27 protein-coding genes are annotated in these 25,995 nt (G+C 39.4%); 17 read left to right on the plus strand and 10 right to left on the minus strand.

What is annotated here, in order from left to right; translation table 11 throughout:
• The first annotated feature begins 37 nt into the window (after positions 1-37).
• The 4 genes from A374_RS07065 to A374_RS07080 all read left to right on the plus strand — a co-directional run bounded on the left by A374_RS07065 (position 38) and on the right by A374_RS07080 (position 5,992).
• Positions 38-2,728, plus strand: a complete 2,691-nt coding sequence (locus tag A374_RS07065; RefSeq protein WP_007201516.1) for an MBL fold metallo-hydrolase — start codon at positions 38-40, stop codon at positions 2,726-2,728.
• A gap of 67 nt (positions 2,729-2,795) precedes the next feature.
• Entirely contained in the window at positions 2,796-3,965 is a 1,170-nt protein-coding gene (locus tag A374_RS07070; RefSeq protein ID WP_007201517.1) for an iron-containing alcohol dehydrogenase, read from the plus strand.
• A 105-nt stretch (positions 3,966-4,070) separates the two neighbouring features.
• Entirely contained in the window at positions 4,071-5,372 is a 1,302-nt protein-coding gene (locus A374_RS07075) for an MFS transporter (protein ID WP_007201518.1), read from the plus strand.
• 56 nt (positions 5,373-5,428) lie between these two features.
• Positions 5,429-5,992: a GNAT family N-acetyltransferase gene (locus A374_RS07080; RefSeq protein WP_007201519.1), complete on the plus strand. Its 564-nt coding sequence runs from the start codon at positions 5,429-5,431 to the stop codon at positions 5,990-5,992.
• 222 nt (positions 5,993-6,214) lie between these two features.
• On the opposite strand, the gene yiaA is transcribed toward A374_RS07080, so the two are convergent.
• Positions 6,215-6,685, minus strand: a complete 471-nt coding sequence (yiaA, locus tag A374_RS07085; RefSeq protein WP_007201520.1) for an inner membrane protein YiaA — start codon at positions 6,683-6,685, stop codon at positions 6,215-6,217.
• A gap of 218 nt (positions 6,686-6,903) precedes the next feature.
• Here yiaA and A374_RS07090 point away from each other — a divergent pair, with 218 nt between their 5' ends.
• Genes A374_RS07090 through A374_RS07100 form a run of 3 tightly spaced genes read left to right on the plus strand, consistent with a single transcriptional unit; the run spans position 6,904 to position 10,286 of the window.
• Positions 6,904-7,716 (plus strand): AAA family ATPase, encoded by an 813-nt coding sequence (locus A374_RS07090; protein ID WP_007201521.1) that lies wholly within the window; start codon positions 6,904-6,906, stop codon positions 7,714-7,716.
• A gap of 15 nt (positions 7,717-7,731) precedes the next feature.
• Positions 7,732-9,408 (plus strand): tetratricopeptide repeat protein, encoded by a 1,677-nt coding sequence (locus A374_RS07095; protein ID WP_007201522.1) that lies wholly within the window; start codon positions 7,732-7,734, stop codon positions 9,406-9,408.
• Between the two features lie 44 nt (positions 9,409-9,452).
• A complete protein-coding gene (locus tag A374_RS07100) occupies positions 9,453-10,286 on the plus strand; it encodes a hypothetical protein (RefSeq protein WP_007201523.1) in 834 nt (277 codons plus the stop codon).
• A gap of 51 nt (positions 10,287-10,337) precedes the next feature.
• On the opposite strand, the gene A374_RS07105 is transcribed toward A374_RS07100, so the two are convergent.
• A complete protein-coding gene (locus tag A374_RS07105) occupies positions 10,338-10,826 on the minus strand; it encodes a ubiquitin family protein (RefSeq protein WP_007201524.1) in 489 nt (162 codons plus the stop codon).
• A gap of 264 nt (positions 10,827-11,090) precedes the next feature.
• On the opposite strand from A374_RS07105, the gene A374_RS07110 reads away from it, so the two are divergent.
• Positions 11,091-12,272, plus strand: coding sequence for an MFS transporter (locus A374_RS07110; protein ID WP_007201525.1), 1,182 nt, complete (start codon positions 11,091-11,093; stop codon positions 12,270-12,272).
• Between the two features lie 39 nt (positions 12,273-12,311).
• Here the strand turns inward: A374_RS07110 and A374_RS07115 are convergent, their stop codons facing one another.
• The 3 genes from A374_RS07115 to A374_RS07125 form a co-directional block, all read right to left on the minus strand.
• Entirely contained in the window at positions 12,312-13,016 is a 705-nt protein-coding gene (locus A374_RS07115) for a hypothetical protein (protein ID WP_007201526.1), read from the minus strand.
• Positions 13,017-13,314: 298 nt separating this feature from the next.
• Positions 13,315-13,926, minus strand: coding sequence for a hypothetical protein (locus A374_RS07120; protein WP_007201527.1), 612 nt, complete (start codon positions 13,924-13,926; stop codon positions 13,315-13,317).
• 109 nt (positions 13,927-14,035) lie between these two features.
• The gene (locus A374_RS07125) at positions 14,036-14,488 is read right to left on the minus strand and encodes a hypothetical protein (protein WP_007201528.1); all 453 of its coding nucleotides are present in this window, start codon (positions 14,486-14,488) and stop codon (positions 14,036-14,038) included.
• Positions 14,489-14,584: 96 nt separating this feature from the next.
• On the opposite strand from A374_RS07125, the gene A374_RS07130 reads away from it, so the two are divergent.
• Positions 14,585-14,848 carry a hypothetical protein gene (locus A374_RS07130; RefSeq protein WP_007201529.1) on the plus strand — a complete coding sequence of 88 codons (264 nt, stop codon included), beginning with the start codon at positions 14,585-14,587 and terminating at the stop codon, positions 14,846-14,848.
• Between the two features lie 72 nt (positions 14,849-14,920).
• Positions 14,921-16,027 carry a serine hydrolase gene (locus A374_RS07135; RefSeq protein ID WP_007201530.1) on the plus strand — a complete coding sequence of 369 codons (1,107 nt, stop codon included), beginning with the start codon at positions 14,921-14,923 and terminating at the stop codon, positions 16,025-16,027.
• 17 nt (positions 16,028-16,044) lie between these two features.
• On the opposite strand, the gene A374_RS07140 is transcribed toward A374_RS07135, so the two are convergent.
• Entirely contained in the window at positions 16,045-16,512 is a 468-nt protein-coding gene (locus A374_RS07140; RefSeq protein WP_007201531.1) for a GNAT family N-acetyltransferase, read from the minus strand.
• Positions 16,513-16,623: 111 nt separating this feature from the next.
• Here A374_RS07140 and A374_RS07145 point away from each other — a divergent pair, with 111 nt between their 5' ends.
• Positions 16,624-16,971: a hypothetical protein gene (locus tag A374_RS07145; RefSeq protein WP_007201532.1), complete on the plus strand. Its 348-nt coding sequence runs from the start codon at positions 16,624-16,626 to the stop codon at positions 16,969-16,971.
• 20 nt (positions 16,972-16,991) lie between these two features.
• Here the strand turns inward: A374_RS07145 and A374_RS07150 are convergent, their stop codons facing one another.
• Complete coding sequence (locus tag A374_RS07150; protein WP_162098289.1) at positions 16,992-17,621, minus strand: DUF1648 domain-containing protein; 630 nt, start codon at positions 17,619-17,621, stop codon at positions 16,992-16,994.
• A complete protein-coding gene (locus A374_RS07155; RefSeq protein WP_007201534.1) occupies positions 17,611-17,886 on the minus strand; it encodes an autorepressor SdpR family transcription factor in 276 nt (91 codons plus the stop codon). The genes A374_RS07150 and A374_RS07155 overlap by 11 nt, the downstream gene beginning before the upstream one ends.
• Before the next feature lie 174 nt (positions 17,887-18,060).
• On the opposite strand from A374_RS07155, the gene A374_RS07160 reads away from it, so the two are divergent.
• From A374_RS07160 to A374_RS07170, 3 genes are read left to right on the plus strand one after another with little or no spacing between them, the layout of a single operon-like run.
• Positions 18,061-20,115, plus strand: a complete 2,055-nt coding sequence (locus A374_RS07160; RefSeq protein WP_007201535.1) for an ABC-2 transporter permease — start codon at positions 18,061-18,063, stop codon at positions 20,113-20,115.
• Positions 20,096-20,965 carry an ATP-binding cassette domain-containing protein gene (locus A374_RS07165; RefSeq protein ID WP_007201536.1) on the plus strand — a complete coding sequence of 290 codons (870 nt, stop codon included), beginning with the start codon at positions 20,096-20,098 and terminating at the stop codon, positions 20,963-20,965. The genes A374_RS07160 and A374_RS07165 overlap by 20 nt, the downstream gene beginning before the upstream one ends.
• On the plus strand, positions 20,955-21,587 hold the full coding sequence (locus A374_RS07170) for a hypothetical protein (RefSeq protein WP_007201537.1): 633 nt from the start codon (positions 20,955-20,957) through the stop codon (positions 21,585-21,587). Before A374_RS07165 ends, A374_RS07170 begins: the two co-directional genes overlap by 11 nt.
• A 41-nt stretch (positions 21,588-21,628) precedes the next feature.
• Here the strand turns inward: A374_RS07170 and A374_RS07175 are convergent, their stop codons facing one another.
• On the minus strand, positions 21,629-22,507 hold the full coding sequence (locus A374_RS07175) for a Cof-type HAD-IIB family hydrolase (protein ID WP_007201538.1): 879 nt from the start codon (positions 22,505-22,507) through the stop codon (positions 21,629-21,631).
• Positions 22,508-22,763: 256 nt separating this feature from the next.
• Here A374_RS07175 and A374_RS07180 point away from each other — a divergent pair, with 256 nt between their 5' ends.
• Positions 22,764-23,066 (plus strand): nucleotide pyrophosphohydrolase, encoded by a 303-nt coding sequence (locus A374_RS07180; protein WP_007201539.1) that lies wholly within the window; start codon positions 22,764-22,766, stop codon positions 23,064-23,066.
• Positions 23,067-23,090: 24 nt separating this feature from the next.
• Here the strand turns inward: A374_RS07180 and A374_RS07185 are convergent, their stop codons facing one another.
• On the minus strand, positions 23,091-23,876 hold the full coding sequence (locus A374_RS07185) for a hypothetical protein (RefSeq protein ID WP_007201540.1): 786 nt from the start codon (positions 23,874-23,876) through the stop codon (positions 23,091-23,093).
• A 457-nt stretch (positions 23,877-24,333) separates the two neighbouring features.
• Here A374_RS07185 and A374_RS20535 point away from each other — a divergent pair, with 457 nt between their 5' ends.
• Positions 24,334-24,507 carry a hypothetical protein gene (locus A374_RS20535; RefSeq protein ID WP_156793167.1) on the plus strand — a complete coding sequence of 58 codons (174 nt, stop codon included), beginning with the start codon at positions 24,334-24,336 and terminating at the stop codon, positions 24,505-24,507.
• Positions 24,508-24,609: 102 nt separating this feature from the next.
• Entirely contained in the window at positions 24,610-25,818 is a 1,209-nt protein-coding gene (locus tag A374_RS07195; RefSeq protein ID WP_007201542.1) for an MFS transporter, read from the plus strand.
• Positions 25,819-25,995: the final 177 nt, after the last annotated feature.

The following is a 25,995-nucleotide window of genomic DNA, read 5'->3' on the forward strand; positions in this document are numbered from 1 at the left end:
ATAAAGCAAATGAGAAAAATAAAGTGAAGGTGAATTTATGAAGATAACTGTGTTAGGTGGCGGTAATGAAATTGGCGCATCTTGCCTTCATATACAATTGGCTGATCAAGTTATAGTCATTGATGCTGGCATGCGTATGCATGGCGATCAACTATTGCCATCGCTTGGCTTAATTGAGGAGCTTGGTGTACCTGATGTCATACTTGTTACGCATGCGCATGCCGATCATATTGGCGCATTACCTGTCCTGCATGCGATGTTTCCACACGTTCCGATGTATGCCACACCACCAACGATTGAGCTAACGACCGTTATGATGAAAGATTCTTTTAAAATCATGTCAATGCGCTCTGAACAGACGCATACTTTACCACCTTATACAAAGGAGCAAGTAGCTGCTGTCCTACAAGCTTTCTTACCGTTTCCCGCCAATCAGACACTACATATTGGTCATGTTAAAATTACTAGCTACCGAGCTGGTCACATCTTAGGGGCCGTTATGTTTTTAATCGAAGGAGACGGCGAGAAGCTTTTTGTGACAGGTGATTTAAGCTTTAAAGCAGGCCGAACGATTCCCGGTGCCGTCGTCCCAAAACACATTGAACCAGACGTTGTTATTATGGAATCAACATACGGCAACCGTGCGCATAGCGATCGCAATAGCGAAGAAAAACGCTTAGCTGAACATGTCGCCGCTACTATAGCTGGCGGTGGATTTGCGTTAATTCCCGCCTTTGCACTCGGTCGTGCGCAAGAGGTACTTTTAATTTTACAAGACTATATGGAACGTGGACTCATTCCGCAATTTCCGATATATGTGGACGGTCTCGTGACGCCAATTAGTCGCATCTATCGCGATTATCCTCACTATTTAAAAGGACCTGTCGCTCATCGCATCATGAAAAACGGCGATGCTTTTTTAACCGAGCGCTGTCGTGCTGTGTCACGTGATGAACGAGAAGATGTACTTAATGGTAAGCCTGCCTGTATCGTAGCCTCATCTGGAATGTTAACAGGCGGCGCAAGTGCTTGGTATGCTGAACGTCTACTTTCTAATGAAAAAAACGCCATCTTTATTACAGGCTATCAAGATGAAGAGAGCCCTGGACGCAAGTTACTAAACCTTGCTGACGGCATTGAGCAACATATTGAGTTAAACGGACGGGAATATCCAGTGCAATGCTCCGTTACCAAATACGGACTATCTGGACATGCTGATGCCCATGAAATGAATGTGTTTATAGAGGCATTAGCACCTACGCATACCTTGCTCGTCCATGGTGATGATACTGCGCGCATGCAGCTAGCGGAACGCCTTCACGAGCGCTATTCACCTATTCTCGTTGAAAATGGTGAAACGTATGAGTTTGAAAAGCGAACTTCGGGTAAAGGAATAAAAGGGAAGCGCTATAGCCTTGATCCTATGATAGAACACGCGCGAAGTTATATTGGACAGCTTTTGTTGTATCGACAAGATGAAGATGATCTGTATAAGCTTGCACTCTGTACGAGTATACACCCGAAAGGTCAGCTACTCTTTTGTCAAACGCTAAAAGGTAAACCGCTTAAGCTTCAACCACATGATGTAGCCTGTGCCATTGCACCGTATAACGATACGATGAGTCGACTCGTCCAAGAGGTAGAGCCTGTTCTTACCTTCGCTCGTCCTATGCTTCAAGCGATTGATTGGACACGATTAACTCCCGGGCGCGCGACACTGACGGACATCTATCAAGCGTTACAGGTTACTAGATTAGAGCAGCAAGTTGCGGTCGCTCTCGCGTTACAACTAACAACCTATAGTCATTCCTATTACACAATGGATGAAAAGTTTATTAGCGGTATGCAAGAGCTCAAGCTTCCTGTACAAGGATTACAAATGAATGCTACTAAAGCAATGGAGTGGGTGCGTACACAGTTCCAGGAAATCGAAGGATTCTTAAAATGCGGTGTTGACTTTATGCATACGGCTAATGAGCAACTGACCCTTTACTTTGATTTTCCAAATCGCTTTACAGCACAAGAACGAAGCGATCTAACAGGCTTAGTAGTAAGCCAGACAGGGTGGCGTACGGTCCTATCTGATTCCATTCGTCAAGATCGACTCACTCCACTTTTAGGAGAGGCGCTTGGTGAATCAGTAGGCTCTTTGTCTATTCATCTTGCTACGCATACCGTAGTTGTGAATGTAGAACAACCGCCTCAAGCAGAACAAGCACTAGCATCCTTTACGAAACGAACAGGCTTTACCGTTCAATTTAAAGACGACAAAGCCCCGTCAACTGCATCACAGCAGCCACTCTATTCCATCGCAAGCAACACCTCGCCGCTTGAAAACAATCAAGCGATGGAAGAAGCTAAGCGCTGGGCGCATGACCGGCAATTAACGATTTACAAAACAAGTCTTCGTCAACAAGGCAAAGAGCGCACACTAGAAGTACATTTTATAACACCTGAAATTGCCGAACGCCATCATGCGGACTTAGAAGAGCTTTCTTATCGCATTGGTTTTCCGGTAACCTTTGCACAGCAACCAAAGCAAAATGAAGTGATCCAACGTACGTTAACGCTTCTGCCAAACACGTGGCAGCTGAAGAAGAATCCATCGATTCATATTGATCGAAAAACCGTTGGAGTGAAGCTAGAAACATCTCCTGCTCCGAAAGAAGTGGATACGGTTCGTGAAGCTTTATACGATCAGACAGGCTATCAGCTTCAACTTTTATAGTAAAAGAAGGCACTTTCATTGAAAGCGAAGGTGCCTTCTATCAATGAAACGAAGGGACTGTTACAGAATGAACCTCATGTTTCCTACTAAAACGATTATTGGAGCGCAGGCGCTCGACCAATTGGTCCAAGAAGTACAGAAATGGAATGGACAACAGATCTTACTGATTACCGATCCAACGCTCGTTAAGCTCGGAATAGTCCGTTCTATACAGCAGCCGCTTGAACAGGGAGGCTTCTCCATCACTACTTACGATGACATTACGCCTGAGCCTAGCGTCGATACGGCAGAACGACTGCTTACTTTTGCAAAACAACAGGCTTTTGATTTAATCATTGGCTTTGGTGGCGGCAGTGCGCTTGATTTAGCAAAACTTATTGCTGTACTTTCTGCTAATGATGGTTGCGTCAGTGATTATTTACATCTTACAGGCACAAAAACCGTTGTTCATAAAGGGTTGCCAAAAATTCTAATTCCTACGACAGCAGGGACAGGCTCAGAAGTAACGAATATTGCTGTTCTATCACTTGCTACGACAAAAGATGTTGTGGCTCACGACCTCCTTCTAGCCGACGTAGCCATTATTGATCCTCACGTTACGTACACTGTACCTGCAAACGTAACCGCTGCAACCGGCATGGATGCCTTAACGCATGCCATAGAAGCTTATTTATCTGTAAATGCTTCTCCTGTAACCGACGCATTTAGTTTGCATGCAGTTTCGCTCCTATCAGCTGCGTTAAAGCGCGCGGTCGACAATGGCGAAGATGCGCAAGCACGCAACGACTTAAGTCACGGCAGCTACTTAGCAGGTCTTGCTTTTTTCCATGCAGGTGTTGCCGGTGTCCACGCCCTTGCTTATCCGTTAGGCGGACAATTCCACCTCGCTCATGGTGAATCGAATGCCGTGCTCCTACCGTATGTGATGGATTATTTGCGCCCTCATTGCATGGAGAAGATGAAGCACTTATATAAAGCGATGAACGAAAAAGTGGAGGATCTATCTGCCGAGGAAGCTTCACGGCGGTTTGTCGACCGACTGCATGAACTCATTAAAGAAGTGCATATTCCCGCTACACTACAAGATTTTCACATTCCAGAAGATGCGATCGCCTCATTAACGCAACAAGGAGCCAAGCAGACACGCTTGCTTGCTCGTAGCCCGGTTCCATTAACAGTGGAAGCAATTGAAAGCATCTATACAACGGCATACAAAGGGGTTCCTGTATCAAAGTAAAAGCTGGCTCCTGACATAAAACGCCTTTTTATTTATTGCGTGAAAGCGTTACATCCTTTACCCTTTAAGTAAGCGCTTTCTAATACAGGTAAAGGAGACCACTCTATGAATAAAGTAACGTCTAACATTTTCAAAGGTTCAGTCGGGAATTTAATTGAATGGTACGACTGGTATGTGTATTCAGCGTTTGCTGTCTACTTTTCAACGAACTTTTTCCCAAAAGGCGATCCGACGAGTCAGCTACTCAATACGGCAGCGATTTTTGCCGTCGGTTTTCTTATGCGCCCGATTGGTAGTCTACTTATGGGTCGCTATGCCGATCGCCACGGGCGGCGCGCCGCTCTCACACTATCGATTACGATTATGGCTGGCGGCTCACTCATTATTGCCGTCACACCAGGATACGAAACGATTGGTATTTTTGCGCCAATTATCTTAGTGCTTGCTCGCTTGCTGCAAGGACTTTCACTTGGTGGCGAGTACGGCACGTCCGCCACGTATTTATCCGAAATGGCCACTTCCGGTCGGCGCGGCTATTATTCTAGCTTTCAGTACGTGACGCTCGTGGCGGGTCAGCTTGTTGCTCTTGCTGTTCAAATTGTTCTGCAACAAATCCTTTCTGAATCCGCTATGGTAACGTACGGTTGGCGCATTCCCTTTGTCATTGGTGCACTAGGTGCTCTCGCTGTTCTTTGGCTGCGCCGCACAATGGATGAATCGGAGCAATTTAAAGAAAGTAAAAACAAACCGAGTACAGGTGCCGGAACGCTTACGGCACTTATGAAACATCCGAAAGCCGTAGGAACGGTCGTTGGTTTAACGCTTGGTGGAACGGTCGCCTTTTATACGTACACTACGTATTTGCAAAAATTCATGGTGAATACTGCTGGATTACCAAAGGTCGATGTTAGCTGGATTAACTTTTTTGCGCTCTTGCTGTTTATCGTGCTGCAGCCGCTTGCAGGCGCATTGTCTGATCGAATCGGTCGTCGCCCTCTTCTCTTAACCTTTGGAATGGCTGGAACGTTACTAACGGTGCCTCTCTTTCTACTCATGGCACAAGTACAAAGCCCGCTCGGTGCCTTTTTGCTTATGTTTGTTGGGTTAGTCATTGTCACCGGCTATACATCCATTAATGCCATCGTAAAGGCCGAGCTATTTCCAACCGAAATTCGTGCACTAGGTGTTGGTTTTCCCTATGGCCTGACCGTTGCTATATTCGGTGGAACAGCCGAATTTATCGCTCTTTGGCTGAAGAGCATTGGCCATGAATCCTACTTTTATTTTTATGTCGCACTATGCATTGCCATTAGCTTAGTCACCTATTGGCGAATGAGCGAATCCTCGTCATCCTCGCTCATGGATGAGCAACCATCCGCACCTACACTTCAAGCAAATAGCAAATAAACTTTTTAGAAAACCGGCGGCTTCTATGCCGGTCTTCTTCGTAAAAAGGAGAAATTATGATAATTCTTTCTAACCAAAAAGTAACGTTAACCGAAGCATCAGAAGAAGACCTGCAACAGCTTTATTATTGGAAGTACGAAGAACCGCTGCAAGAAGCAAAAAAATGGAACGGACCATACATTAAAGAGCCATATCTAACGTACGCCGAATTTGTGAAAGAGTGGCAGGATCGCTCCTCTATTGCAGATCACGTACCATCCTCGTTGCTCATTAAAGACAATGAGTATTGTATTGGCATTGTGGAATCCCATTGGATCGATCGTGGTACCGATTGGCTTGAAACAGGGATTGTCATTTATGATCCCCATTATTGGAATGGTGGGTACGGCACGGAAGCTTATTCCTTATGGATTGATTTTCTTTTTCGGCATACGAGTCTTCCACGCCTCGGTATGTCAACCTGGTCTGGCAACAAACGTATGATAGAAGTAGCACGGAAACTCGGCATGAAAGAAGAAGCCTGCATTCGGCAAGCACGCATAGTGGATGGACAGCGCTTTGATGCCATTAAAATGGGGATTTTACGGAGCGAATGGGAGAAACTGTATATAAAACCTTAAGATATCCCTAAAGAGATTTAAAGGATTATACTTACTTCTATAAAGTATACACGTGCTCTAGCTAGGGTTGATAGGCTAGTAAAGCACGGCTTTAAAAAGAGATTATAATTTTAGAGCAATACATGAATAATGATTTCTGACTACGACATTAAAGTTGCACTAAGATATCAACACCACTAAAAAGAGCGTTCCCCCTCCCATAAGGATGAACGCTCTTTCCTTTTATTCTTTTTCTTTAGCCACTTGCGTATCACGAATGTTCTTCTGAATGGTAATGGCTGAAAAGAGACTGAGTACAAACGCCATACTATAAAATCCTTTTTCGCTTAATGCAAGCCCATCTGCGTTATACAGGCCAATGGCCATCAATGCGACCGCTATAATGACAGCAAACCAACTAATGCCATAATAAATGCTTGAGACAGGAATATCCTCTTCCTTATCACGAACTGCTTTTTGTAAAGAAACCGCTGCATACAATCCGAAGATTAAGACGGCAAAATAGTACCCTTTTTCATTTAACTCCATGTCAGCATTAAACAAACCGATTAAATAGGCTGCCATGCCGATGACTAGTGTAGCCCAGCTCGCGCCTTTAAACGCTGCAGTAGGCTCTCCTTCTTTTCTTACTGTCTTAAACTTTTGTTGACTTTCATCCTTCCGCATTAACTGGTTATCATTTAAATCAGACATGAGCAGCTCCCCTTTTACTGTCATTCCATCTGTTAGCCAATTTCCTTGTTAGTGTACTTACTATTATAGCAAATTTTTACATACTTCATGACGAAATATTTTCTTCCAATATTAATTCTGTAAAAATAGCACCTTTTACCTACTGTCCCGTGCGTTTTGTGCTTTCATTTTTTGATATACTTTTACTTGTTACATTTTATGGGAGAGGTGACAGATTAGTGGAATATGAAGAGCATCTAGAGGAGCCGTACGGACAAGAATATGTAAAACGAGAGCTTTTTTATGATTTTACCGCACAGCGTTATAACCACCATTCGATGGGTGTTAGCGTAATGATGCAAGGAACGCTCTTATATGGGCCTGATGGTTGCAGACCTGAGTTACTTGCCAGACGCGTTGCGCTTGAAACATCATCATACTTTGCCACTCTAGACATATCGAGAGTGCTTAACGAGATGGATGAAGCGAAGAACATCATTATGACGTTCTTTCAGGAGGCACAAGCGCAAAGTCAAAGCATTTTATACATAGATCACCTAGATGAGTTGTTGCCGGTAGAAGGGAATTGCTCTTATGATCAACAAGTGGTGCTGTATTATTTACAAACCGCGTGGCAGTCATTAGAAATAAAAGATCACATTTATGTAATTGGCTTTACGACGAGGCCGTGGGATCTCGATTATGAACTACGTAGTCACACTTTTTTTCATCCGCTTGTATTCATGCCACCACCAAATACAAAAGAACGCCAGACATTGATTCATACAGCGTTGCATAGCGAGGTAAATCAGCCATTCCTTGACCTGTTTAATCAATATAGTGCTAGCTTTACGAATGACGATTTGCACAAAATAATAACGACCGCACGGAGCAAAAAAAGTGACAAACTCTCGTTCCAAGAAACGCTGTATGAAGCGATGATTGCCATGAAATCATCGACCCTACAATGGTTTGCGTTTGCGAAACAACGCGTTGTTTTTCATAAAGAATATCAAAATATCCATGCTTACATACTAGAAGAATTGCTGTAGAAAGGGGGGAGTTTCTTGAATCATTTATTTCCAATCATCGAACAATACGCTGGAAGCCTACTTTTAACATCTATTGAGAAGCATGCTAAAAAAATGCTATCACAAGACGCGGAGCAAGCCATAGGCTACGCGCTTATGGCCTTTTACTTTTATGAATTGAGCCAAAAAGAGAAGGCACTTGCCGCTGTAGACCAAGCACTTGCTCAACCGAAGATTAATCAGCATTCTTTTATTATCGTGCTTACGATTTTACAACAGTGTAAAGCATCAGAAGAACAGCTTCTCCTTGCCATTCATCAAGCAATAAGCGTTGATCCAGAGGAAAGTTTCTTTCATAAGCAGCTCGCTTTCTTAGATCGAGCAGAAACGAAAGAAATTGAAAACGAAACGCTGCGAGCCTATGCCATTGCTTTACGAGAAGAGCCGAACGATGCTGAATTACTCGGGCGTTATAGTCGCTTTTTAATGCAGCAAGGATACATTCACGAAGGACTCATCTATGAGAAAAAAGCAGCTGCGAGTAATGTTGAGTACCTACCTAATATGAAAGCCTTTAGCGCACGTCACACTACACATTATATGAATGAGGAAGATGGAAGCTATGCTGAGCAAAGTTTAGCGCTTGCACCAAGCGACCCCGAGGTCAAAAGACTATTTAAAAAAACAACGATTATGAACGACTATACGTATCGACGTCTTCTACAGATGAGTTATCTGTTCTTTTTCTTATCGGTACCACTTCGTCTTACTGTGTATTATTTTAGAAAAAAACCGCATTTCTCGTTACTTTTCTTGCTGCTATTCCTTATTGATGCGGGCCTTTTATATGCACTCATCGGGAAGGCTTCCTACTTTATTGGTGGTTATTTACTCGTTGTTTATCTCTTGCTTTTGATTTGGACAATTAAACGATACGTAACTTTTTACAGCAAGCTTAAAAAACCAAATAAATTTTTGAAAAATTTACAGCTATTTTTTCTAAACTACCAGTATGCTGCACAAAAAGACTACTATACGCAGTTGCAATCAAGAACTGCTACAAAACCAAAGGAACCAGAAAAACTGCAAATGCGTCTTGTCGCTGTAAAGCCTGAAAGAGCGCGAATTTCCCCACCAAGTGATTCATTTTATGATGAGATTGAAGACTATGAAGCGTATGGTGAGGAATCTACTTTTTCCAAAGAGAAAGAAGAGGCCGAGGTCCCGCAAACGATTACGGACATTCCTATAGATCCTGTGGAACCATTAGAAGCGGAGCAGAAACAAAGAAACTGGTCAAAAAACTTAACAATCTTACTATTTGTTAGTGTGCTGAGTAGCATTCTAATAAACCATCATTATTTCAAAAAACAACCCGTACCTGAAAAGGTTGATCCAGCCACCACCAAATCGATTCAACAAACGAATGAAACAAGTCAATACACCATGGAAAATGCGAACAAAATGGTTGTACTTGCTTTTATTCAACAGATTAAAGAAAACGCTAACAGTCCTGCGCTTCAATCGTTACGTACAAAAAATAAAATAAAAAGCGCATCATGGAAAGCACTCGGCGATGCGATTATTTTAAAAGAAAAGCATAGCAAAACAAACAGGAGTAAGACTACGTTTACACTCGTGAATTTAAAAAAGAAATTGACTGCGGTGGTTAAGCTGGTACATTACAAAATTACAAGTATCGCCATTAAATAGATTCACATTCGTAAACTACTAAGTTTAGAAAGGGGATTCTTTGCTTGATTCCATTACTACGTAACTTTGCAGATCAGCTCATTGAAGAAAATACTCAAGCACGCTCACTAGCGTTCGCTACCAATATTTTAAAAAACGATCCGCACCTTCCTGATGGGTATATTGCCCGCTTCCTTTACCATTATCACTTCAACGAAACGAGTGAAGGCAACTACTGGAAGGAAGAAGCCATTGCTCACGGGTTATTAAAAGATGAAGAGTTGGTTCACTTTGTCATTGAATACCTTAATCAACCTGAGAATGCGTTGTTTCTATACCCAAAACTCAATCTTATGCAGCAGGCCTTCGAATCCGATCCTACTAATCCGGAATATGCAAAATATGAAGCAGCCATCTATCTTAAAAAAGCCCAAAAAGCCTTTCAAAAGTTTCGGTTTAAACAAGCGCGTGCTGATTGGGCTGAAGCTTATGCCATTAATTCATTGGATCACTCACTTTATTGGGGACAATCACACATTTATCCAACCAAGCATGTTTATTTAGCTTTTCTGCAAATTTTCTATATCTTGTTTATGCGCGTGCTTCAAGTGGTCGTTAAAGTACCAATTAACCGGTTTATCTATACAAATCATACGGGTACCTTTGTCATTAGAGCCTATCTTATTTTCCCAATCTTTTCTCTCTACTGTTTATTTTATTGGTTTGGGCTTAACACCTTTTTCATACTCATTGGCATCGTCCTCTTGATTATTTTTACTGTGAAGTATCAACGCGCGGTCACTCGATCGATTACACTTCCTTTACGGTATATGTATTCACAGCCTCTTCCTAAGGATCCTACAGACAAAGTTCCTTCTTGGGATTTTAAAAAGAAATAAACAGCAAAAAAAGTGTCTCCACCCAATGAAGTTGGGGACACTTTTTTGAACTTAGTTCGCATTTATTCTATCTACTATTTTTCTAATAAACAGCGGCGTCACAAATAGCCGTTTATGTTTTTTTAGCACAATCACTTCACTATGCTGCTTTTCATCTTCTCTCCAACTAATTTTAGTCGAATAGCGTACTTGCTCTTCAGGGGGTAATGACATTGTAGGTATGCCTTCAATGCGATCTCGTACTTTTTTTGTGAATAATACGATCGGTTCTCCTGTGGACTTGCATTCTACTAACGTTTTATTATTTTCCATCCACTTTAAGTCGTTCACAGTAGGCCGTTCATCCTTTTTCCATTGATAATAGCCATCCCAGAGACCTTCTTCTGCAAAATGAACGTTTTCTGATGGTGTGTACGTTACGTTCCACTCGCCATTTTTAGAAGTTCCTACTAAAACGGACGGCTGAAATAGAGAATAGATGACCCAAAAAAGAAGAAAGAATAGTAGGATTAGTGCAGTTATTGTAGTTTTTCTTCTCACGATCGTTACATCATCCTTTTATTGTTTATTTTTTACTCTTTTTCTATTATTACATATTTTACTATAAATGCATTCCAGTATTTAACTGTCACTCGTTTACTTCTCATAAAGATGATTGAAACAACTACAAAAAAAGTCGTACCATCTTACAATGATCGAAAATAACTAGCAAAAGAGGCTAATACTCGCTCCTGTTTTTTCCTTTTGGGATTATTCGTCTCCTATGGTATGATAGTGGAATTGTATACAAAGAGGGGACACACCATGAATTTAACAAAACAACACTGGTTGCTCATCGGCACCCTTTCGCTACTTACATTTGTGTTAGGAACGAGTGAATTTGTCATCGTCGGCATCTTAACAGATCTAGCTAGCGATTTGCAGATTACCAACGCTAAAGCCGGAACGCTCGTATCGGCGTTTGCCATTACGTTTGCAATTTGCACACCCATCGTCATGGCCATTACCAATCATTTTCCTAAGCGGCAATGGATGCTTGGACTCATTATGGTCTTTATCGCTTTAAATGCCGCCTGTATATTCACAAGCCATTATCTTTTATTTCTTATTTTACGCATGCTCACAGCGATCGTAACAGGCGTACTCATTTCACTTGCCATGGTCGTCGCAAGTGAGGTGTTTCCACAAGCAAAGCGCGGTTTCGCTATTTCCTGCGTATTTGGCGGCTTTACACTTGCCAATGTGATTGGCGTTCCAATCGGCACATCGGTAGCGGAAGCCTATAGCTGGAATGCTACTTTTATCGTCACGACCGCTCTCGGCTGTTGCGCGCTTCTTGCAGCGCTGTGGCAACTACCTACCTTGCCAAAACAAGCACGCGGCTCGATTGCTCAGCAATTTTCCTTGCTGATTCACCCGCGCATGCTGATGGCCTTTTTCATACCAGCTCTCGGCTTTGGCGCAACGTATGCTATTTATACGTATCTCGTACCTATCCTAAAAAGCATGCAAATAGCGGAAAACTCCATTAGCCTTGTTCTGTTTGGCTATGGCTTTATCTCTATTTTAAGTAACATTTTAGCTGGCAAAATTGCGAGTCATAACGGAATCGGCAGACTGCGCTTCGTGTTTTTAATTCAATCTGTCGTGCTGTTATCGCTCTTTTATAGCACGAACTTTTTCACTCTAGGACTCATTAATATCGGCTTGATGTCACTCATGGCCATTTTATTAACAACGTCCACACAGCTCTATTTAATCGACTTAGCACGCGTGTACCAGCCAAACGCAACTGGCCTTGCCGCCTCCCTGGCACCCGTCGCCTCGAATGTCGGCATCGCCCTTGGCTCAGCCGTCGGCGGCCTTTTCTATCATAACGTTAGCCTAAAAAGCATCATCATCGTTGGAGCAATCATAGCGCTACTAGCAAGCTTATTGACAACATTAAGCTACAGACTCGACCGCAAACAAAAAAGCACGACGTAAAGAGGGGCTAGCCTCTTTACGTCGTGCTTTTGTTTTTAATTAGATGGCGAATACGAATGGATGAACACTAGTACTTACTAAACGGTAACCCTTCTTACCCGAGACCTTTGCAAAATCGAAGGTAACCGATATAGAGCGATATTTAACATCATATTGATACGTTATAAAATAATAATCTTTATTAGAATATACACTATACGTTTTCATATCTTTTGTTTTTACTCTTTTTATATCGCCTTTTAGTATGTTCATAACACGTTTGCCGTATCTTTTTTTATCAGAAATATATTTATCCTTGTACATCTTTTTTTGAACCTTCAAATCATCCTTATATAAACCCGTTACATGCTGATCCAAATAAGAATTAAAACGCTTTACACTTCCATTTTTGTACGTTCCACCTAATACTTTCACTAACTTCAACGCCTCTGGACGCATTAATGTGATCAGACGTTTTTTACTATAGCCTTTATCTAAAACAAACTTGCCTTTTAAATGAATTTTGGAGCTTGGTTTGTGCTTTTTCTTTTTATGGTGTTTTTTCTTATGATGCGTTTTTTTGTGCTCTTTCTTATGATGTGCCTTTTTATGTTTTTTCTTCTTATGATGCTTCTTCGCATGATGCGCTTTCTTATGCTTTACTTGCTTGGCATGGTGTGTGTTAGAAGCTGCTTCTGTTTGTACCGCTCCTAACAACAAGCTGCTGCTTAGAATAATAGCGACGACTAATTTAAACCATTTCATTTCGTTCCCTACCCCTTTTCAATATGTAAATAATGAACTAGCTTTTTAATTTTAACAAATTATTGAAGTGTAAAAATGATGAACAAGTCCTGTTTTTTGAAAAAATATCCTTTAAAAGCGATGTTTAACAGATCTACCTCTTACTAATTTATGACCGTATACTATAAAAAGCGTTCTTCATTGATTAAATTTATGCTATTTATATACTTAATAAAATCTTGCCTGCCAAAGGTACTTGATAGATTACAAACAAAAAAACACGACGTAAAGAGGGGTTAACCTCTTTACGTCATGTTTTTTAGGATTTATACACAAATGGAAAAATATTAGCATCTACTAAACGTATACCCGACTTTCTTTTTACCTTATCGAAAACAAAAACTACTCCAAAAGAGCGTTTCTTAACCGTATACTTATAGCTAATTAACAGATAGTCCTTTAGGCCCTTAGGCTTATATGTACTATTCCATTTCAAATCTTTTATTTTCGCGCGTTGAAGATCATTTTTCAATTCTTTCATAACACGTTTGCCAAATCTTTTTTTATCCTCGAGATAGCTCTCTTTATAAAGTTGTTTCGCCTCTTCCAAGGAACTTTTTTCTACACCCGTCACATGCTGAACTAAGTATGAATTATATCGCTTTGTGCTTCCAGATGTATACGTTTGATCTAAAGCTTTTACTATTTTTAAAGCTTCTGGACGCATTAATGTAATCAGACGTTTTTTGCTATATCCTTTTTCTAAAACATACTTATCTTTTAGATGGATTTTAGAGCTTGATTTGTACTTCTTTGCAGGCTGCTTTACTTGCTTAACATGCTGTGTGTTGGAAGCTGCTTCTGTTTGTACCGCTCCTAACAACAAACTGCCGCTTAGCATAATAGCGACGATCAATTTAAACCATTTCATTGCGTTCCCTACCCCTTTTCAATATGTAAATGATGAACTAACTTTTTAAGTTTAACAAATTTTTAGGTATGAAATGGATAAAAAACCTTTTTTTATAAAAAATAATCATTTAAGATGCGTTTTTCTTGTCATCGTCGCCTACATAAAGTGCTTCTCTATTAAAAAAAGTGAAGAAAACGGGCTTATTCCTCTTCAAATCGTTCCTGGCGTTTTTAACGAACACCATAATAAAACTATAGACAAGCAAACACACTCCAAAACGAATGAGCTCGGTTACGAGTGGATTGTAGACAATTGGCATCGATTCATACACCACGTTATACGCTGCATATACGCCAAACACAGGTAAAATATACGATAATTGAGTTTCTTCCTGCTCATCTGATTGCTTTCGTTGCAACACCTTCATAAGCCAACTATAAAGAAAAACAAGCAGCATACTGCCAATGAGGAAACTCGCCTCTAGCAGAAGACGCTGTTCGTTTAGTGCTGTACTTTTTAACATATGACGAAGGGCAATCATTAACACAATCGGTCCTATACTATTCAATAATGTTTTCATCCGATCCCCCTATAGACAAATATCACCTTTTATTATAGATTTAACTTCATTAACCGTTAATAGGAAAAAGGTTTATCATCTAAAGGAGCTGTACTCATGATTCTCAACACACTCACCATCATTCTAGGTTTCTTCCAACTAACCATTCTCACGTTTTGGCTCATCGATTGGCAGCCGCTCTACTCACGTTACGGTCTCTGGGCGTGGGCTCTTGGAATCCTGCTCAATGGCTTGCTTCCTTTTCTTTATCGTAATAAACACTCTCGCTTTCGTAAGCTTGCCTTTCTTTCAGCAAGCTGTTCATTAGCGTTAGCACTGTTGACCCTTTTAATTGACTACACCGTAAATTCAATGCCCTAAACGTATAAAGCCCACTCCTTATATGATATGCTGAGTGGGTGTTGTAATTTTTGGAAAAAGAAAGGAGTTACCATGCTTATAAAAATAGCAATTGGAATCATCGCTGTCATCCTACTAGGCTTTTTTCTCTTTATGTGGTTGGCGCGAAAGTGGTTACAGAAACAGGATCCCGACTATGTTTTAACGTTTGTTAAAGAACATCATCATAAGAAAAACTGCGCACTATTCATCAAAAAAGATCATCAGATCGTATGTGCTATCAATGAAAACGAACCTTTGCCCTTAGCGAGCATGGTGAAATATATTGTGGGCATTGAATATGCTAAACAAGCCGCTGCTGGCATCATTCAAGCCGACTCAGAAGTATCCTTAGAGGCACTGAATACGTTCTACATAAAAAACACAGACGGCGGTGCTCATCCAGCCTGGGAAGCGTCAATGCGCGCTCAACATAAAATTAAAGCTGAGCACGTGACAGTAAAAGACGTAGCAAAAGGCATGCTCCAATTCAGCTCTAACGCCAATACTGACTATCTAATCAACTTACTTGGACTTGATTCCATTAACAAAAACCTCAATGACCTACAACTCTCACATCATGACAAGCTGTATCCGCTCGTTGCAAGCTTATACATTCCGAATGTCATTCAACAAGAACAGCAGTTACAAGAAAAAGAAGTGCTAGCTCTCTTGAAATCTCTGTCCAAAGAAGACTATCGAAACGATGCGATTGCCATTAATGAAAAAATAAAAACCAAGCAGAAACTCCCAGCCTTAACGTTGCTCAATAAAGATGTTCAAGAAATCTGGTCCAACTTCTTACCAGCAGCCTCGGCCGCCGATTATATGTCCCTTCTTGAAAAAATCAACAGCAAAACGTACTTTGAACCTGCCGTTCAGCACCATTTAGACGAAATTTTAGAATCCCTCATGGAACAAGAGGAGAATCGTCAATGGCTAAAGCATGCTGGGCAAAAAGGAGGCTCCACCTCGTTTGTTCTAACGAATGGCTTCTATGGTACCGATCGCCACAATCATACGTTTGAAATGGTTTTTATGGCCAATCACCTTGAGCCATTAGATGCTACTAAACTTCGCAATAACCTACGCCATTTTCAATTACACGTTGTAAAAAATTCAAATTATGCTGAAAAAGTAAAAGCAGCCCTTTCTTCTTAAACGGCTGCTTCTGCTCTTTAAAGAGCATAACTCATAATCATTTGCTCGCCTTTTCTGCCCATCACTCTTCCGCCAGTATCAACAAAACCACACGCTTTATACAGCCCTTGCGCAGCGATATTTTCCAAATTGACCGCTAACACAATCTCATTGCATTCCGTAAAATGCGTAGCGATCCATTGTGGCAATTGTGCCAATGCTCTTTTCGCATAACCTTTTCCTTGCTCACGATGATCTGTTGAAAAGGCCCGTAGCAAAATCGCCTGGCGATTGGCAGAGTAAGGCTGCACGCCGTCATTGCGATGTAATACAAAAAAGCTTACAAGTTCATCGTCCTCTAGAGCAAGAATGGACGAACGATCTCCATCTGCTTCTGATAACGGAATACACGCTTTCGGATGCATGGTGAACGCTAGCTGCGCTTCACTTAGTTCATAATCTTGTATATGGTTTTTATAGTAGTCATGATAGAGCTTCAATTCCAAGTCCGTACCCTCCGTTATGCATTCTAAAAATTTCGTAAATTTTAATTGAAATTTTTTACAATTTATCATATGATTTTGTTAATACGAACGAATTAAAAGGAGAATCATGCGATGCTGTTAATTTTAGTTACCGTTGCTTTCTGTGTAGTAACAAATACTTTGGGCGTCTCCTCTTTCTTAGCCTTTGCTGTTCTTATACCCGTAGCTGCTGCTAAAGGAATTTATACTGATCAACTAAAGCATGTTTTTAATTTTAAAAAAACTAAACAGTTATACAAAGAAAACGGTCTCTACAACTCCATTATGGAATTGCTTTCGTTACTGCTCATCTTCATGAATACTTTTTTCATTGACGTTGAGACTCTTTCACTTGGCAGCCTTATTGTAGGCTTGATTTTTCTGTTTTTGCTCTATCGATTTCTGTTCTGGGGAATCACTAATACGATTAAATCCAGATAAATCGATACCCTCACCGTGCTCTACACATTTCGATATTTCAAATAAAAAAGGTAAGACGACACATAGCAAAGAAGAATGCTAGCACCTAAAATGAACGCTGATATGCTTGTTAAATACGGTTGTCTAACAACATTTAACGCGATTGGCAACACGCCCGCTCCGATGAAAATAAAGGAACTGACGCGATGTGTTTTTTTCCAAACGGTTAGATTCGACAGCGTCCAACGATTGCTAATGCCTTGACCAAATCCTTTAACCGCACGATGCAACACATTACCAATGACAATCAGTACAATGCCTAAAAGAATATTTATATACGCTGAAATATTTAGATTTAACCCAAGATTATAACCGATCGTAAACAACTGAATGCATGCTAACACGCCTTGAGAGAGCAGAAAAAATACCGTAGTATCAAGCAAATTCGCACGATGCACCCCTCGGCTTCTCATCTCTTTTGTCACATGAAAGAATATCATAACCGCTGGCGCAATTAGCAAGCCTATGTACTTCGGTGCGGCATTGCTCGGTTCATTGTTTCCCGAAAATTGAATCGCAATAGAATCCGGTAAAAAAGCATAGGCACCAACACTAACAAGAACAGTGATCGCTATCAAAAATAGTGAAATTCCCTTGCTTCTACGCATCATCTTCTCCTCCTTCATGCTTAAACTTCATTGCCCAACGCATCACATCTTGAATAGCAGTAAGATTAATATGATAGTGAACAAATTGGCCCTTTTTCTCTGCGTAAATCAACTGTGCCCCACTCAAAATATTTAAATGATGCGAAATACTCGGTTTTTTCATAGAAAAATGTTCATAAATTTCCCCTGCTGTTAAGCTTTGTTTCTTTAGCAAATCTAGAATCTTTACCCTAGTTGGATCAGCAAGCGCTTTAAACACACCATTCATGGGTGATCACTCCGTAGTAATTAGATAATTATCTAATTACTAAACTAACAGTATTAACCAAAATTATCAATCTATATCTACCAAATTTACCTCAATCATACTTCTGACATGTTACTATATTTACAGAGTGGTTTCTTTACATTCAATAATCCTTTAAGTAATGGAGGATCTCTGTTGAAATTATTTTTTAATATGCTAGCAATTACCTTCAAAGAAATGCAACGCCAAGTTTTCTTTTGGATAATCTTACTTGGTTATTTAGCGTACGAGTTAATGGGGCTTCTGAACACGGCGGCACCTGGTGATTTCCTGTTATCTACTAGTTTTTTAGTTCAAGGAGGTTTGCTGTTTTTTGTATTTTTGGGCGTGTTAGTTATTAGGCTAGAAGACCAACACGACTTGCGCACTATTTATTTAACAATCAATAAAGCGTTCCTTATCAATTTATGTGCCAAAATAATTTTTGGTTTAATCGTGTCATTTGTATATTCGCTCTTAACATACATAGTATTTTTTATTTATTACATCGGAAAAAATTTCCCGCTAACACATCTTTATATTAGCGCCTTTTATTATACTTTATTGTATTTTGCTTTCACTTTTTTGATTGGTTATTTTTTAGGGCTAATGATAGCTCTTATCGTTAAAAACAAATTAGTTTTTCCACTAACTATTTTAATTTGGCTTGCTATCGGCCCTCTTAATTATGTTTTTTTAGGAGATGCCCTCAAGAAATTTTCACGGATCCTTAACTTAGGAGATCCTAATCCCGACGGTAAATATGATAGCTTATATGGTTTTCCAATCGACTCTTTTTACTGGTATAAGCATAGCGTGTGGATTTTAAGCCTTACTTTGCTGTTGATCATCTATTTGAAATTGATACACCAACTTCTTAAACAACGAATATTTCTCATCATTACCTTAATCCTATCCTTGCTATTAGGGGGTAACCTATATCAATTGATTCGAGATTGGCAAGTATTAAAAACCGGTGAATTAAGCGATCAGCCGAGAGAATTTGAAGAGCAAGACTACTACAGTACATACAAGAAAAGCGCTGCTAATCATATCAGCGTCGTTCCGATATCCTACAAGATTGATCTTACTATCAAACAAGGTGTACAGGCTAACGTATATGTAAAATTTTTACATAATAATCATGCCGGTGTAAAAAAAGTGCAAATGTCGCTTTATCACGGCTTTAAAGTTCAAAAAGTTAAAGAAAGTGGAAAAGCACTGCCTTTCATTCAAAAGAAAGATTCAATCATTGTAACGTTACCTCATAAGTGGAAAGCGAAAGAATATCTAAAATTAAACATCAAGTATGAAGGACATAGCTCACCTTTATTTTATGCGAACGAGCGAGTTGTTTTTTTACCCTATTACTTTAACTGGATACCGTCTGTTAACACAGCACCTTCTTTTGAGATTGATTCTTCTGGTCAATTAAGTCGAAATAATCACCAAGTGAATACCGACACGATCTACTCGTTAACTTATAAGGGAAGAAAATTAGATTATTGTAATCTGACTGCTAAAAGTAATCATCAGTGGGACGGTACATCCCGATTTGGAGTAACGCTTTTATCCGGAGAACTACAAACAAAGAAAAGAGAAGGAACAACACTTCTATTTTCGGGTCAGAGTAAGGGTGAATTCTATGCAGGTTTTAAAAAGACTATTACTCGTATCATTGAATCTGTTAATCGAGACTTAGGTCAGCAGTTACAGTATCCAAAAACAATCGCTAAGCTGCCGCTATTATCCATAGCAGAAAATAAAAATGACGAAAGAGCATGGTATGGGGAAAAATTATTGTTGCTAGACACACCATCTGATCGCTGGATGCTTCCAGACGCATCTTTTTATCCATATATACTTGTTCCCGCTCTCACCTGGAAACATGAGAATATCCAAGTCCGTGATCGAGATTATACAGAAGCCTTTAGCACGATGTATGCGTACTTATACAATAAGAAAATGAAAATCAGTCATGAAGAAAATGTTTTAACATGGTATAGCGAAGTAAAATCACAAGGTGTGAAAAAAGAAGTCCTACTGTCCTTAAAGAGATGGCTACAAACACCTGGTAAAGAGCAAGAACAGTTGATTTTCTGCAAAAAATGGTTGCAACAAATGAAACAAGGTAAAACAGCTTGGGAAGATGTACAAAAGCTATTAAAGTTAGTGAAAGAAGGAATTAACAATGAACACATTGTCCATTAACCAATTAACCAAATCATACGCTGGCAAAAAAGTAATTGATAATCTTTCGCTAGAAGTGAAAGGCACCTTTGGACTCCTCGGTCCAAATGGTGCCGGAAAAACAACGCTCATGAAAATCATTGCGACCCTTATAAAGCCAGAGCAAGGTACCTTACACCTGAACGACCTCTCATGGCAACAAACGGATCAAGTGCGCGAAATATTAGGCTATCTTCCACAACATTTTTCTATCTATAAATCCTTACGCGTTGATGAAGTTATGAATCATTTTGCCTTACTAAAAGGCATCAAAGAAAACCGTGAAACCATTATACAAGAGATATTGGCGGCTGTTAACTTACTTGATGACCGTAAAAAGAAAATAAAACATCTATCTGGCGGTATGCTACGTAGACTTGGCATTGCTCAGGCACTTCTAGGAGATCCAAAAATTATTGTAGTCGACGAACCGACAGCTGGACTAGATATTGACGAACGTGTTCGCTTTTGTCGCTTACTTCGAAAGCTTGGAGAAGGACGAATTATTCTTCTTTCAACTCATATCGTTGAAGATATTGAAACGACATGTGATTATATTGCCATTATAAAAAATGGTAACGTATTAGCAACGGGCACAAAAAAAGAAATTGCCGAAATCGTCCAAGGTCATGTGTACGAAAAGAAAATTACAATGGCTGAGGAAATGCCAATTGAAGAAGAACACATCATTTCAACTAAGCAAATAGGTGATGATTATCTCCTTCGTTATTTCTCTCCAGAATTCTTGTTAGGAAGTACTGAGGCCGTCACAAATCTTGAAGATGCCTACCTTTGCTTGACGAGAGGATGGCTAACACAACATGTTCACTAGGATCGATGTCCCTTTTAAGATACGAGCAATGGGGTATGCTTTTTACTTTCCTATCCTCCCATTACTCGCCTTTATGTATTATTGGCTAAACGGCGAGTCGGAATTTTCCTTTCAGTTACTAAAACAAATGGAATTCTTAATCGCACCATTTTCTGTTTGGTGGATCGCCTTTCTATTTTATGATTATTACGAAGAAAAAGGCGACGAGTTACTGTTTAGTTATCCATTAAAAGCGCGCGAACACGGTCTATTAACACTGGTTGTATTTGGTGGTTTTTACTTAGCGCTCATTTTGCTGTGCTCGATACTTTTATCTCTACGTATTTCAAACAGCAATATGCTTCTTCTCTTTTTACAATTCGGTTCACAGACGGTTCTCTACATTGGAATTGCCTTTTCACTCGTAATAATTTCTAAAAAAGTGATGATTCCACTCTTATTTGTTGGTGTTTATGTTTCTACAGAATTTCTAACAGAAGGAAGTATTCTCCCCTTTCATATTATGTTATTCAACCAGCAATCCCTCGCGTTCAATGAAATTAAGATAAATGTATTAGGTAACTTACTCTTCGGCTCTGTCTTGTTGACGATGGGTCATCTTATTTTAAAACGTAAATTATAAGTAAAAAAGCACCGAATCCTATCTCGATTCGGTGCTACCTCTTATTTCGTTACCGCAAGCTCAAGCTCGGCTTCTTTTTTCAAAACAAGCTCAATAGCGTGCGCTACGCCATTTTCATCATTTGTTAATGTGACATAGTCGCTATGTCGCTTGATTTCATTTTCAGCATTGCCCATAGCTACCGCAAAGCCCGCCGCTTCAAACATCGGAAGGTCATTGAACTGATCACCAATGGCAACGGTGTTTTCCATAGGAATTTGTAAGTACTCTGCCATGACTTTTAGGCCGTTTCCTTTGTTTCCTGTAATATTCATCACTTCAATGTTGAATGGCGATGAAGTAGTCACATACACACCGTCCATTGCGTTCATAACGTTTAATAAACGCTCTTTTTGTGCGGGATCTAACACAAGCATGAAAAACTTCTGAATCGCGAGTTCCTCATCTTCTAATAAGTCTTCAATGGAATCAAATAGCTGTGGATCTTCCACAACCCTCGTCATTTTTCCGAAGTTCTCATCATCATAATGAGAAGCAGGAATTGTGCCTGAAGCAAGCACTTCCTCTAAACGCTCACTCCACTTCCTTTGAATGAACGTCCCTTTATTCGTATACAGTTTAAAAGGAACTGCTTCCTGTTCCACTTTTTCCGCGATGCGTAGATTTTGTTCGTGCGATAATGATGTGAGCTCCAATAGCTTTCCATCTGCATAAACGGCCGTTCCGTTACTTCCACCCATCGGAAGTTGTAAGTTATATTGATCTAACACGGTTTGAATGGATTCTGGTGCTCTCCCCGATAAGACCATCACTTTATGGCCAAGGCTTTGAGCGTTTTGAATGGCTGCGATATTCTCTAGACTAATTTCATTGCTAGATGATAACGTCGTCCCATCCATATCAAGTGCAAATAATATCATGATGTCGTTTCCCCTTTCAAAGCAAACACTATCTCTCGATTATAAATCTTTTAGCACCGAACGAACACGAAATTGCTTATGGTATCTTTTGTAAAATAGTTCCCAGGAAGCATACTACATGGGTTGGGAGGTAATATGATTATAGTTTCATCACAAAAATCCCACCATGATTCTTTTGAAAATGGTACGATGAGAACTGTATTTATATGTGAAGCAATACAATGAATGCCAAAAATTTACTCGAGGAGGATACATAATGTCCGATCTAACAACCATTATGAAAGCCATTAATGACTTCCGCGATGCCCGTAACTGGGGTCCAGCACACAATCCAAAAGACCTTGCGATTTCCATCTCGATTGAAGCGGCGGAATTACTTGAAGACTTTCAATGGCGTACGAACGAACAAGCACTACAAGATAATAGCGAAAACATTTCAGAAGAAATCGCCGACATTCTTATTTATACGTTAACGCTTTGTTCCGAGCTCAATCTTGATGTGAGCGAAATTATTCACAGTAAAATTAAGAAAAACGGAAAGAAATATCCGGTGAAATAAAGGAAAATGAGATTTAGCGCGCTGCTAAATCTCATTTCTTTGAACTTTATGGTAAGTGTCCTCCATAACTTTTCCCATACATAATTTAAGCGCCAGTATACTACATACACCAATAAGAAATGTCGTTAGATTCGGAAAATAAAGATGCCAACCGATCGTGAAAAGATACACACTATAATACATCACTTTAGCAACAACATATTCTTTATGGACAACCACACCAAACGTCGTCATTTCTTCTAAACGACGCACTGGCTTAATTGATAACAAAAGAATGCCTACGACAATGCTTGAAAAGAAAACAGAATCCTCAACAATGGCACACGCTACTGCAAAAACGTAACTTAATCGGTCAAGCGTCGTCATAGACGATATGAGCGCAGTATGCTCTAACGCCTCGCCCATTTTTACAATACGCCACAAACTCACATTTAACGAAAGCCCTCGCTGCTTGACCGTCGCCACAACCGAAACCCATAACATATAGTTTACTGTAAATAAACCAAACAAAATCAGCAACAAAATGAGCGGAGAAACATGCTTGTATGTGTAAGGAATTACCATCATAAATAAAAACCCCTCACTATACAGCGAAAAAAAGATCACATTCATTCTCTTTTTCTTATCACGTAGCTGTTCATGATACAGTAAGGACAACATAAAGCTACTCCACACAACAAGTACCATAATCCCGGCTAAGACAATAGCCAATTTTAACAAACTACCAACCGATGACTCTTGATCAATGATTCCTATATAACCTACAATCAGCGCATAATACACAATAAATAAGCTCGTAAGACCCTTCAAAAATACCACCCCATCACCTAAACACCGCCCCCATTTAGGAAGCGATGTAGTTTGTTACTTTTCATTTTTTCTAAAGAAATCATACTTAATAACATATTCCAACATTATATGGATCACCGCCACTCCTGCTGGCATTAACGCTGCGAACTGCAGTGGATATTTTTCAGGCGGTTGATTATTAAGCCAGTACGAGAAAGTGAAAACATATATTAAAGACACAATGATCGCTGTTATATTTATTTCTCTTTTCTTTTTCTGAAGCATATGAGCACACACCTTAGATGAAATTTGCGATAAGAACACCTTCATTGTACCGCTATTCCCCCTCTAAAAAAACACACTTTATATAAATATTGTAAAAAATAGAATACACCTAAAGAATTCAACATGAACAATTTCACATAGAAAAATTTTGATATAATGGATATAGCAGTGAAAAAAGGGGAAGAGAACAACTATGAAAACACTTTTAAAACTCATCATTGTACTAACAGGGGTTTTCGCTATTGCAGATATTATTGTAGGTTTTCACTTTTCAGAAACAGCAGATTTTCTAAACCGTCTTTCAAAAGCAGTCTTAGCTCTAGCGCTTTTTCTGTATGTGAAGTATTATACGAAGGCTGTGGATTGAGGAAAGCAAAATCAAGGGGATCTGGTAGATGCCCTTTTTTTGTAGTTATAAAACAATGATTTGCTGTTTTTGATATACCTATGTTTAGTAAGGGGGGATTAAGTGATAGTAAATAGCAATCGAAGTAAAATAAAATTATTAATATTTTCAGATTCGTTATCAAAATTAGGGAATATGGCAGAGGGTATTGCGCTAGCCACATTTGTGTATACGTTAACTCAATCTAGTCTACTGTTTGGATTATTTTTATTTTTTCGATTTGTTCCAGAATTGATTGTTGGACCGTATTCTGGTTATCTTGCGGATAAATATTCTAGAAAAACTATTACGACAACCGTAAATATAGTTTTAGCTGTACTAAGCCTTTTATTAATCGTTTTTATTGAGCATTACACTATGATCTTAATCATTACGACAATAGCGAGCTTTGTAAAAACAGTGTTTAAACCTTCATTTATGTCTAGCATTCCATTTTTCGTTAGTGAATCAGAATTACCTAGTGTGAATCGATGGTTTGGGGTCTTTAGTGGCGTTTCTAGAGTGGTAGGCTCCTCTATAGCTGCTTTTGTAATCGTCTCTAATTTTATTGAATTTATATTTATACTAAATGCTTTAACTTACTTTATATTTGCTGTTGTTTGTTGGATAAGTATTCCTACTAATAAAAGAGATTCCTCTATGAATTCTGAGTTAGAAAAAGAGCATTTAGGTACATACAAGGATGCTTTAAACTATCTCTGGGAAAGTAAAAAAATTCTTGGCTTAGTAATAGGATCCACAATACTGTGGGGGTGTTTAGCACTATCAGACACTCTCTTAGTCCCTACTTTAGGAGCTGCTAGGGTCGGTGGAGAGGATGTTTATGGCTTTTACCGAATCATTTCAGCAATCGGTATGATCATTGGTTCTTACTTATCTTATAAATGGTATCGTCTTTTTCAAAGTCATGGAAAACATTTAATTGGATTTTATATACCAATCATAGTAATGTGTTTGTTTACATTACTAATCCCTTTCTCGCCATTCTTTTTAGGCTATCTATTTTATTTAATAATCTGGATTGCTATGGATTTACCTTCAAATTTACTGAATGTTGAGTTACAAACAGTACCTAATAAAATTAGGGGGAAAATTATAGCGTTAGCAGATGCAGTGGATGGTATTCTTTTTTCCTTAATAACATTATTGTTACCATTATTAACGGAAATTTATGAACCAGGGATAATTTTAAAAATATCACCAATTCCCTTTATTATAATAATAGGTATATTACTGATTAGCTCCCTCGTAAAAAACAAAGGTAGGAAATGATATCTGAAAAAGAGAAATGAGGGTAAGTAATTATTTTAAGAATACAGTCATATGAGGCATTCAACACATCAATCATAACTCAATTCATTTTTTTAGAAGTAGGAACAAATTCTGCTCCATCAATCAGTGCTTCTTTTCCAGAAGATGTTTCCTCTAATCTCCATATTGAGATTTACA

It is taken from the genome of Fictibacillus macauensis ZFHKF-1 (assembly GCF_000269865.1).
GTDB classification, from domain to species: Bacteria; Bacillota; Bacilli; order Bacillales; family Fictibacillaceae; genus Fictibacillus_C; species Fictibacillus_C macauensis.

Excerpts from the sequence above, each read along its gene's own strand:
- A374_RS07065 (WP_007201516.1), top strand. The coding sequence starts at position 38 with ATGAAGATAACTGTGTTAGGTGGCGGTAATGAAATTGGCGCATCTTGC.
- A374_RS07070 (WP_007201517.1), top strand. The coding sequence starts at position 2,796 with ATGAACCTCATGTTTCCTACTAAAACGATTATTGGAGCGCAGGCGCTC.
- A374_RS07075 (WP_007201518.1), top strand. The coding sequence starts at position 4,071 with ATGAATAAAGTAACGTCTAACATTTTCAAAGGTTCAGTCGGGAATTTA.
- A374_RS07080 (WP_007201519.1), top strand. The coding sequence starts at position 5,429 with ATGATAATTCTTTCTAACCAAAAAGTAACGTTAACCGAAGCATCAGAA.
- yiaA (WP_007201520.1), bottom strand. The coding sequence starts at position 6,685 with ATGTCTGATTTAAATGATAACCAGTTAATGCGGAAGGATGAAAGTCAA.
- A374_RS07110 (WP_007201525.1), top strand. The coding sequence starts at position 11,091 with ATGAATTTAACAAAACAACACTGGTTGCTCATCGGCACCCTTTCGCTA.
- A374_RS07115 (WP_007201526.1), bottom strand. The coding sequence starts at position 13,016 with ATGAAATGGTTTAAATTAGTCGTCGCTATTATTCTAAGCAGCAGCTTG.
- A374_RS07120 (WP_007201527.1), bottom strand. The coding sequence starts at position 13,926 with ATGAAATGGTTTAAATTGATCGTCGCTATTATGCTAAGCGGCAGTTTG.
- A374_RS07125 (WP_007201528.1), bottom strand. The coding sequence starts at position 14,488 with ATGAAAACATTATTGAATAGTATAGGACCGATTGTGTTAATGATTGCC.
- A374_RS07130 (WP_007201529.1), top strand. The coding sequence starts at position 14,585 with ATGATTCTCAACACACTCACCATCATTCTAGGTTTCTTCCAACTAACC.
- A374_RS07135 (WP_007201530.1), top strand. The coding sequence starts at position 14,921 with ATGCTTATAAAAATAGCAATTGGAATCATCGCTGTCATCCTACTAGGC.
- A374_RS07145 (WP_007201532.1), top strand. The coding sequence starts at position 16,624 with ATGCTGTTAATTTTAGTTACCGTTGCTTTCTGTGTAGTAACAAATACT.
- A374_RS07150 (WP_162098289.1), bottom strand. The coding sequence starts at position 17,621 with ATGATGCGTAGAAGCAAGGGAATTTCACTATTTTTGATAGCGATCACT.
- A374_RS07155 (WP_007201534.1), bottom strand. The coding sequence starts at position 17,886 with ATGAATGGTGTGTTTAAAGCGCTTGCTGATCCAACTAGGGTAAAGATT.
- A374_RS07165 (WP_007201536.1), top strand. The coding sequence starts at position 20,096 with ATGAACACATTGTCCATTAACCAATTAACCAAATCATACGCTGGCAAA.
- A374_RS07170 (WP_007201537.1), top strand. The coding sequence starts at position 20,955 with ATGTTCACTAGGATCGATGTCCCTTTTAAGATACGAGCAATGGGGTAT.
- A374_RS07175 (WP_007201538.1), bottom strand. The coding sequence starts at position 22,507 with ATGATATTATTTGCACTTGATATGGATGGGACGACGTTATCATCTAGC.
- A374_RS07180 (WP_007201539.1), top strand. The coding sequence starts at position 22,764 with ATGTCCGATCTAACAACCATTATGAAAGCCATTAATGACTTCCGCGAT.
- A374_RS20535 (WP_156793167.1), top strand. The coding sequence starts at position 24,334 with ATGAAAACACTTTTAAAACTCATCATTGTACTAACAGGGGTTTTCGCT.